Annotated in this window: 1 pseudogene; it reads left to right on the top strand. The window is 68.6% G+C overall.

Annotated elements, in window-relative coordinates:
- Nucleotides 1–191 (top strand): annotated as a pseudogene (locus tag CKO27_RS24220) (guanylate kinase); the annotation flags it as partial.
- Nucleotides 192–500 lie beyond the last annotated feature (309 nt).

The following is a 500-nucleotide window of genomic DNA, read 5'->3' as shown; positions in this document are numbered from 1 at the left end:
ACAGCGACACGGTGATCGCCGGGCGCATGGCCCAGGCGCACGACGAGATGATCCACGGCGACGAGTACGACTATCTGGTGGTCAACGGTGACTTCGACGCCGCGCTCGCCACCCTGGCGGCGATCGTCACCGCCGAGCGCCAGCGCCAGGCGCGCCAGCAGGCCGTGCTCGCAGCGCTGCTCGAGGGCTGAGCCGGCGCCACCGGCGCGCCTCGCTCGACATCCCGCGCCGCCGGCCTGGGGCCGGCGCCGGGTCGCTCGCAAAGACCTGCCGGACGCTACTTGAACCCACCGTTCTTGTGATAGTCTGAGCAGTGTTCACACCCTGTTCGCGGGCCGTCCCAGGACCGCCCCGGGGCGCCCCGTCGCGGCGCCGCGCCACCGCATCGAGATGCACGGCCCGCTCTGGATTCATCCGCTCCAAAATAGCTTTTAGAGATCACCCGACCATGGCAAGAATTACCGTCGAGGACTGCCTCAAGAACGTCGACAACCGCTTCG

Origin of the sequence: Thiocystis violacea, assembly GCF_016583575.1 — a bacterium.
GTDB classification, from domain to species: Bacteria; Pseudomonadota; Gammaproteobacteria; order Chromatiales; family Chromatiaceae; genus Thiocystis; species Thiocystis violacea.
This window is presented reverse-complemented; position numbering and strand designations above follow the sequence as displayed.